The 7,482-nt window shown below is 42.9% G+C and carries 6 protein-coding genes and 1 pseudogene; 5 read left to right on the top strand and 2 right to left on the bottom strand.

Annotation, left to right across the window (positions count from 1 at the left end; translation table 11 throughout):
• Window positions 1-107: pseudogene (locus CKY02_RS15240) on the top strand (IS30 family transposase); the annotation flags it as partial.
• A gap of 134 nt (window positions 108-241) precedes the next feature.
• On the opposite strand, the gene CKY02_RS15235 reads toward CKY02_RS15240, so the two are convergent.
• On the bottom strand, window positions 242-1,627 hold the full coding sequence (locus CKY02_RS15235; protein WP_112895946.1) for an amino acid permease: 1,386 nt from the start codon (window positions 1,625-1,627) through the stop codon (window positions 242-244).
• 170 nt (window positions 1,628-1,797) lie between these two features.
• Here CKY02_RS15235 and queE point away from each other — a divergent pair, with 170 nt between their 5' ends.
• Complete coding sequence (gene queE / locus CKY02_RS15230) at window positions 1,798-2,469, top strand: 7-carboxy-7-deazaguanine synthase QueE (RefSeq protein WP_112895945.1); 672 nt, start codon at window positions 1,798-1,800, stop codon at window positions 2,467-2,469.
• 44 nt (window positions 2,470-2,513) lie between these two features.
• On the opposite strand, the gene queD is transcribed toward queE, so the two are convergent.
• Window positions 2,514-2,876: a 6-carboxytetrahydropterin synthase QueD gene (queD, locus tag CKY02_RS15225; RefSeq protein ID WP_112877133.1), complete on the bottom strand. Its 363-nt coding sequence runs from the start codon at window positions 2,874-2,876 to the stop codon at window positions 2,514-2,516.
• A gap of 266 nt (window positions 2,877-3,142) precedes the next feature.
• On the opposite strand from queD, the gene cysJ reads away from it, so the two are divergent.
• Genes cysJ through CKY02_RS15210 form a run of 3 tightly spaced genes read left to right on the top strand, consistent with a single transcriptional unit; the run spans window position 3,143 to window position 7,406 of the window.
• The gene (gene cysJ / locus CKY02_RS15220) at window positions 3,143-4,945 is read left to right on the top strand and encodes an NADPH-dependent assimilatory sulfite reductase flavoprotein subunit (RefSeq protein ID WP_112895944.1); all 1,803 of its coding nucleotides are present in this window, start codon (window positions 3,143-3,145) and stop codon (window positions 4,943-4,945) included.
• A complete protein-coding gene (gene cysI, locus CKY02_RS15215; protein WP_112895943.1) occupies window positions 4,945-6,675 on the top strand; it encodes an assimilatory sulfite reductase (NADPH) hemoprotein subunit in 1,731 nt (576 codons plus the stop codon). Before cysJ ends, cysI begins: the two co-directional genes overlap by 1 nt.
• Window positions 6,672-7,406 carry a phosphoadenylyl-sulfate reductase gene (locus tag CKY02_RS15210; protein WP_112895942.1) on the top strand — a complete coding sequence of 245 codons (735 nt, stop codon included), beginning with the start codon at window positions 6,672-6,674 and terminating at the stop codon, window positions 7,404-7,406. The genes cysI and CKY02_RS15210 overlap by 4 nt, the downstream gene beginning before the upstream one ends.
• The last annotated feature ends 76 nt before the right edge of the window (window positions 7,407-7,482 follow it).

Genomic DNA, 7,482 nt, shown 5'->3' with positions numbered 1-7,482 from the left:
TAAATTTTGTGGTAAACCGGTTAAATCATCGTCCCCGAAAGACACGGGGTGGGAAAACACCGAATGAATTATTTAAGGGAATACGAACATGTTTACTTCCAGATTAACGATGTTGCACTTATTATGTGAATCTACCTATTTTAATTAATATGTTGAAATTATATTAAGATAAATATTAAATATATTTCATTTGGATAAATTAAAATAAATGCCAGATTAATCTGGCATTTATGAATGAAAATTATTTGTTTATCTGATGGATTTGAGAAATATTTTTCTTTTTGCTAAAGAAATAGGTGATTGATAATAAGATCACCCATGTGATTCCCACAATTAATGCAATGCGGGTTTTTTCGAAATAGCCCAGTAATGCAATAACAAATATCATAAAGATAATGGTTAATGCAGGTGCTATTGGCCACATAGGAACGGGGAATTTCAGGGCCTTAACTTCTTCTTTGCTCATTTTGCGACGCATAGCAACCTGAGAAAGTAGGATCATTAACCATACCCATACAGTAGCAAATGTTGCGATAGAGGCAATGATAATGAAAATTTCTTCCGGAATCATATAGTTGAGTATAACCCCAATTAATAGAACTGCTGACATAACGATTACAGTCATCCAGGGTACGCCATTACGGCTCAGCTTGGTGAATGATTTAGGCGCTTGTCCTTCTTGGGCCATGCCGTACATCATACGGCCAGCACCAAAAATATCGCTATTGATTGCTGAAACTGCGGCAGTAATCACTACGATATTGAGAATGTTAGCAGCAGAATTGATACCCAAGCTAGAAAAAATCTGTACGAATGGGCTACCTTCTTGACCGATCTGATTCCACGGATAGATACACATTAAAATAAACAGAGTCAGTACATAGAACAGCAGAATACGGAAAGGGACAGCATTGATTGCTTTTGGAATCGTTTTCTCGGGGTTTTTTGCCTCACTGGCAGTAATACCAATGACTTCAATACCACCAAAAGCAAACATCACAATGGCGAGTGAAGCTATCACGCCACTGATGCCATTAGGCATAAAACCGCCATATTCCCACAAACTGGCAATACCGGTTACATGATCTGTTTCTTGGCCGAATCCATAAACCATGATGGTCATGCCACCGATAATCATAGCGATAATTGCGGTGACTTTCACAATAGAAAGCCAGAATTCCATTTCACCGAAAATCTTCACATGACAAAGATTAATTGCGCCAATAAAGCAGACAATGCTTAGTACCCAGATCCACTGTTCCACATGAGGGAACCAGAGCTTCATATAAAAACCAAATGCAGTAACGTCAGCCAGGCAGACGATCAGCATTTCGAATATATAATTCCATCCGGTTAGAAATCCGGCTAAAGGTCCGAGGTAATGGCTGGCATAGTGTGAAAAAGAACCGGCTACTGGATGGTGAACAGCCATTTCACCTAATGCACGCATCACCATAAATACGGCAGCACCGCCGATTAAATAGGCGAGTAATACGGCGGGACCAGCTTGCTGAATAGCAGCTGCGGAGCCATAGAACAGCCCTGTGCCTATTGCGGAACCTAATGCCATAAAGCGGATGTGCCGCCCGGTTAGACCCCGTTTCAGCTGAGTTTCATTATTCTGCATTATTTATTCCTGTCACTTTCTCAGTGCTAGATATATTTTAAGCACACAATGCCTCGACAAGTCGCATGTTAGCTAAGCGAAGCAAACCCCGTACCTTATCATAAAGATTGATGTTCGAGGGATAGATATCTGCAATAATGCGCCCTTGCCTAATGAAACCAGAGATTTTTATGTTTTACCCGATTAACGAAATATTCCAGACATTGCAGGGAGAAGGTTTTTTTACCGGAGTCCCGGCAATTTTTATTCGTCTACAAGGGTGTCCGGTTGGTTGTAGCTGGTGTGATACTAAGCACACTTGGGAGAAAGAAGCGGAAAAGCAACGGACACTGGAAACAATTTTGCTGAAGACGAGTGAAAGCAATGAATGGAGTGAAGCATCGCCTAAGCAAATTGCGGCGCTGTTTGTTCAACAGAAATATACCGCACGTCACGTTGTTATTACTGGTGGTGAGCCTTGTCTTTATGATCTTACTCCTCTGACCGAAGAGTTAGAAAGCCTTGGCTACCAATGCCAGATAGAAACTAGTGGAACGTATCATGTTAAATGTTCTGTTGCTACTTGGGTGACAGTTTCACCAAAAGTTAATATGCGTGGTGGTTACCAGGTATTGCAGCAAGCTTTACAAAGGGCTAATGAAATAAAATATCCGGTTGCGAGGGAAAGAGATATTGAAGTATTGGATGAGTTATTGGCGACATTAGATGGCAACTCATCACGCATTATTGCACTGCAACCGATTAGCCAGAAAGAAGATGCTACCCGTTTATGTATTGAAACCTGTATTGCCCGTAATTGGCGGTTGTCTATGCAAACACATAAATATTTGAATATTGCCTGAGAAAAGCTTACTGCACTGGAGGTTTCCTGGTGCAGTAAGTTGTTTCATTTGCCGCGGAAAATACATCCCGCATTACAGGTTTCTTTCACCATAACGGCACTGAGTTGTGGAACTATTGGTTTAACTTTATGCCAAATCCAGGTTGCCAATACTTCGCTGGTTGGATTTTCCAGTCCAGGGATATCGTTCAGGTAATGGTGATCTAGCTGTTCCCAAACAGGTTTGAATAGGGCTTTTAAATCGGCAAAGTCCATAATCCAGCCACTATGAGGATCGACCTCCCCGGTAATTTCCAGTCGTACCATAAATGAGTGTCCATGCAGACGACCGCATTTATGGCCTTCTGGGACATGTGGCAGACGGTGGGCGGCTTCAAACTGAAAATCTTTAAAAATCGTTGTGCTCATAGTGGTTCTCCCTGACTTCAAAAAACCCGCTATTCTACCCGATCTTCTGAATTAAACCTGGTTTTTTCATTTTTTTGCCATTGCTCTTATTAACTGTTTTATAGATATATTAAATCTGTAAATATGGTTAGGCGTTTTGGTTATTTGATATTGCGATAGTTTCTTTAAATAGTAACAAGTTGCTGAGATAACCTTACAAACCATCCCCATTTATTTTCTCTACTAAAAATAACGGACATTGGTAATCGTAAAGGGCAGCACAGGACATGAGCATAAAACCACCTTCAATTTCACTTATTCCGGTTTCACCTGAACAGCTAGTGCGTTTGCAATCGGCAATTGGGGATTTTTCACCAACTCAATTAGCCTGGCTGTCTGGTTATTTTTGGGGAATGGTAAATCAACAACCACAGGTTCAGGCTGTGGCTCCGGCGGTTCCGGCACAGGAGACGATTACATTAATTTCAGCTTCACAAACCGGTAATGCTCGTCGTTTAGCTGAGCAGCTCCGTGAGGATTTGTTGGCACAGAAACTCAATGTCAATCTATTCAACGCTGGTGATTATAAATTCAAACAAATTGCTCAAGAAAAGATACTGATAATTATTGCTTCTACTCAAGGTGAAGGAGAACCTGCTGAGGAAGCAGTTGCATTGTATAAATATCTCTATTCTAAAAAGGCGCCGAAGCTGAATGATACGGTATTTGCGGTTTTTGGTCTGGGTGATACCTCTTATGAGCGTTTCTGCCAGGCTGGAAAAGATTTCGATAATCGTCTGAATGAATTAGGTGCTCAACGGCTTCTGGAGCGTGTGGATGCTGATGTGGAATATCAACAAGTTGCGGCTCAGTGGCGTAAACAATTAACTGGGATCCTGAAACAGCGTATTCCGGCTGAGACAGGAACTGCGATTACTCCTGCACAGAACAGATCGGTAAATGAAGTTTTTTCAACTTCTTATACTAAACAGGCACCATTGACCGCGGCTTTAGCTACTCGTCAGAAAATAACGGGTCGTGGTTCTGATAAAGATGTTCGCCATATTGAAATTGATCTGGGTGATTCAGGTTTGCGTTATCAGCCAGGTGATGCTTTGGGTGTTTGGTTTGAAAATGATCCGGAGCTGGTGGATGAAGTGTTGAATTTGCTCTGGTTGCAGGGAACAGAACAAGTTGAGGTTAATGGTCAGAAATTGTCATTAAGAGAAGCGTTGATCAGCCATGTTGAGCTAACCCAAAATACCAGTGTGATTGTGGAAAAATACGCGGTTCTCGCGAAAGATGAAAAATTACTTTCTTTGATTGCTGATAAACAAGCATTACAGCAATACGCTCACAACAAACCGATTGCCGATATGATAAGAGAAGCGGCTTCTCAACCAGAGGCGCAGCAATTTATTGATTTGCTACGGCCTTTGACACCAAGACTTTATTCAATTTCTTCTTCTCAGGCAGAAGTGGAAAATGAAGTTCATCTTACAGTTGGTGTGGTTCGTTATGAAATTGATGGGCGAGCCCGCACCGGCGGTGCATCCGGCTATCTAGCAGATCGCTTACAGGAAAATGGCGATATTCGTATTTTTATTGAGCATAACGATAATTTTCGTCTGCCTGCTGATCCACGCACGCCTGTCATCATGATTGGGCCGGGAACCGGAATTGCGCCATTTCGGGCGTTTATGCAGCAAAGAGAGGCCGATGGCGCGGAAGGGAAAAATTGGCTGTTCTTTGGTAATCCACATTTTACTGAAGATTTTCTCTATCAAGTGGAGTGGCAGCGTTATGTCAAAGATGGCCTGTTAACCCGTATTGATCTGGCATGGTCCCGTGATCAACAGCATAAAGTTTATGTTCAGGACAAGCTGCGTGAGCAAGGTGAAGAAGTATGGCGTTGGATAAAGGAAGGAGCACATCTGTACGTGTGTGGTGATGCAAACCGCATGGCGAAAGATGTGGAACATGCGTTGTTGGATATTATTGCTGAACATGGCGGTATGGATACCGAACAGGCAGATGAATTTTTAAGTGAACTGCGCCTTGAGCGCTGTTATCAGAGGGATGTGTACTAATGAATGATAAACAACATGGTCCTTTGATTGTCGAAGGTAAACTGGCTGACAGTGAGCGTATGAAGCAGGAGAGTAATTTCCTGCGAGGTACGATCAGTGAAGATTTAACTAATGGCTTGACGGGAGGTTTTGAAGGGGACAATTTCCTGTTGATTCGTTTTCATGGCATGTATCAGCAGGATGATCGTGATATCCGTGCTGAACGCACAGAGCAAAAACTGGAGCCACGTCATGCAATAATGTTGCGCTGTCGTCTGCCGGGTGGCGTGATTACGCCACAACAATGGTTGGGCATTGATAAGTTTGCTGAAGAGAATACCCTTTATGGCAGTATCCGGTTGACTAACCGCCAGACATTTCAATTTCATGGCATTCTAAAAGGGAATGTAAAACTTGCGCATCAATTGCTGAATCAAGTTGGACTGGATTCGCTCGCGACGGCGAATGACGTTAACCGCAATGTGCTTTGTACCTCGAATCCTATTCAATCAGAGCTACATCAGCAAGCTTACGAATGGGCGAAGAAAATCTCAGAACATTTACTGCCGCGTACCCGTGCTTATGCTGAACTCTGGTTGGATAAAGAAAAAGTCGCAACGACCGATGAAGAGCCGATTCTTGGCTCGACTTATTTGCCGCGTAAATTCAAAACCACGGTAGTTATTCCTCCACAGAATGATGTTGATCTGCATGCCAACGATCTGAATTTTATTGCCATTGCAGAAGGTAGCAAGCTGGTTGGTTTTAACGTGTTGGTGGGTGGTGGTTTGGCGATGACTCACGGTGATAAAAATACCTATCCAAGTATGGCGAGTGAGTTTGGTTATATCCCGCTTGTACATACGCTGGCAATTGCGGAAGCTGTGGTGACAACTCAGCGTGATTGGGGTAACCGGACCGAGCGTAAAAATGCCAAAACCAAATATACGTTGGAGCGGGTTGGTGTTGATACTTTTAAAGAAGAGGTAGAGAGACGCGCTGGCGTGAAATTTGAGGCAATCCGACCTTATGAATTTACTGGTCGAGGTGATCAAATTGGCTGGCTGAAAGGCATCGATGATAAATGGCATTTGACGCTGTTTATCGAGAATGGTCGCCTTTTGGACTACCCTGGCAAGCCGCTGAAAAGCGGTGTTGCTGAAATTGCAAAAATACATAAAGGGGATTTTCGCCTGACGGCCAACCAGAACTTAATCATTGCTGGTATTCCTGAAAGTGAGAAACAACGCATTGAAACTATCGCCCGTGAGCATGGGTTGATTGATGATAAAACCACCGTTCAGCGTGAAAATTCAATGGCCTGTGTTTCTTTCCCAACTTGTCCGTTGGCAATGGCTGAGGCTGAACGTTTTTTACCGGAGTTTGTCACTCATGTTGAACAATTGATGAATAAACACGGTATTGGTGATGAACATATTGTTTTGCGGGTGACAGGTTGTCCGAATGGTTGTGGTAGAGCGATGTTGGCGGAGGTAGGGCTAGTCGGCAAAGCGCTTGATCGTTATAACCTTCATCTTGGTGGTAATCGGATTGGTACCCGTATTCCACGCATGTATAAAGAAAATATCAGCTCACAAGAGATCTTATCCATCATGGATGAACTTATTGGGCGTTGGGCGATAGGTCGGCAGCCAAATGAAGGTTTTGGTGATTTTCTGATCCGCACGGATATTATCAAACCGGTACTGGATTCAGCCCGCGATTTTTACGATTGGCAGGAGGCGGTATGAGCCAATTCAGCTTGTCTCAATTTGTTAGTATGACTGCTGAACAGCAAGAGCAATCATTGGCTGAGATTAATCTTCGGCTTGAAATGATGGATGCTCACCAGAGGGTAAACTGGGTATTGGAAAATTTGCCAGGGGAGTTTGTTCTTTCCTCCAGTTTTGGTATTCAGGCGGCGGTATGTCTTCATTTAGTGACACAGGAATATCCTGACATTCCGGTCATTCTTACTGATACGGGTTATCTATTCCCTGAAACTTATCAATTCATAGATAAACTCACAACGCAGTTGAAACTGAATTTGCAAGTATTCAGTGCTGAGTATTCTCCGGCTTGGCAAGAGGCTCGTTATGGGAAATTGTGGGAACAAGGTGTAGAGGGAATAGAGCGTTACAATCAGATTAATAAGGTTGAACCCATGAATCGGGCTTTGAAAAATCTGAGAGCACAAAGTTGGTTTGCTGGTTTACGCCGTCAGCAATCTGAAAGTCGATCAAAATTACCGGTTCTGGTTGTACAGCGGGGAATATTTAAGATTTTGCCGATTATCGACTGGGATAACCGACGTGTGCATCAATATCTGACAAAGCATGGCTTGGAATATCATCCATTATGGGAACAAGGTTATCTCTCTGTTGGTGACATCCATACAACCCAAAAATGGGAACCGGGCATGAGTGAAGAACAAACCCGTTTTTTTGGCTTGAAGCGAGAATGTGGGTTACATGAGAATTAAAAATCCGGTATTTCCTGAGTGGGAATTTTGAAGTCATTTACTTTTCCTGCCCTTAGCAATTTAGTGCAAAAAAACA

This window comes from Photorhabdus bodei (assembly GCF_003287735.1).
Lineage (GTDB): Bacteria > Pseudomonadota > Gammaproteobacteria > Enterobacterales > Enterobacteriaceae > Photorhabdus > Photorhabdus kayaii.
Note: the sequence above shows the minus strand (reverse complement) of the source record. Positions and strands in the feature narration are given on the sequence as shown.

Excerpts from the sequence above, each read along its gene's own strand:
- CKY02_RS15235 (WP_112895946.1), bottom strand. The coding sequence starts at position 1,627 with ATGCAGAATAATGAAACTCAGCTGAAACGGGGTCTAACCGGGCGGCAC.
- queE (WP_112895945.1), top strand. The coding sequence starts at position 1,798 with ATGTTTTACCCGATTAACGAAATATTCCAGACATTGCAGGGAGAAGGT.
- queD (WP_112877133.1), bottom strand. The coding sequence starts at position 2,876 with ATGAGCACAACGATTTTTAAAGATTTTCAGTTTGAAGCCGCCCACCGT.
- cysJ (WP_112895944.1), top strand. The coding sequence starts at position 3,143 with ATGAGCATAAAACCACCTTCAATTTCACTTATTCCGGTTTCACCTGAA.
- cysI (WP_112895943.1), top strand. The coding sequence starts at position 4,945 with ATGAATGATAAACAACATGGTCCTTTGATTGTCGAAGGTAAACTGGCT.
- CKY02_RS15210 (WP_112895942.1), top strand. The coding sequence starts at position 6,672 with ATGAGCCAATTCAGCTTGTCTCAATTTGTTAGTATGACTGCTGAACAG.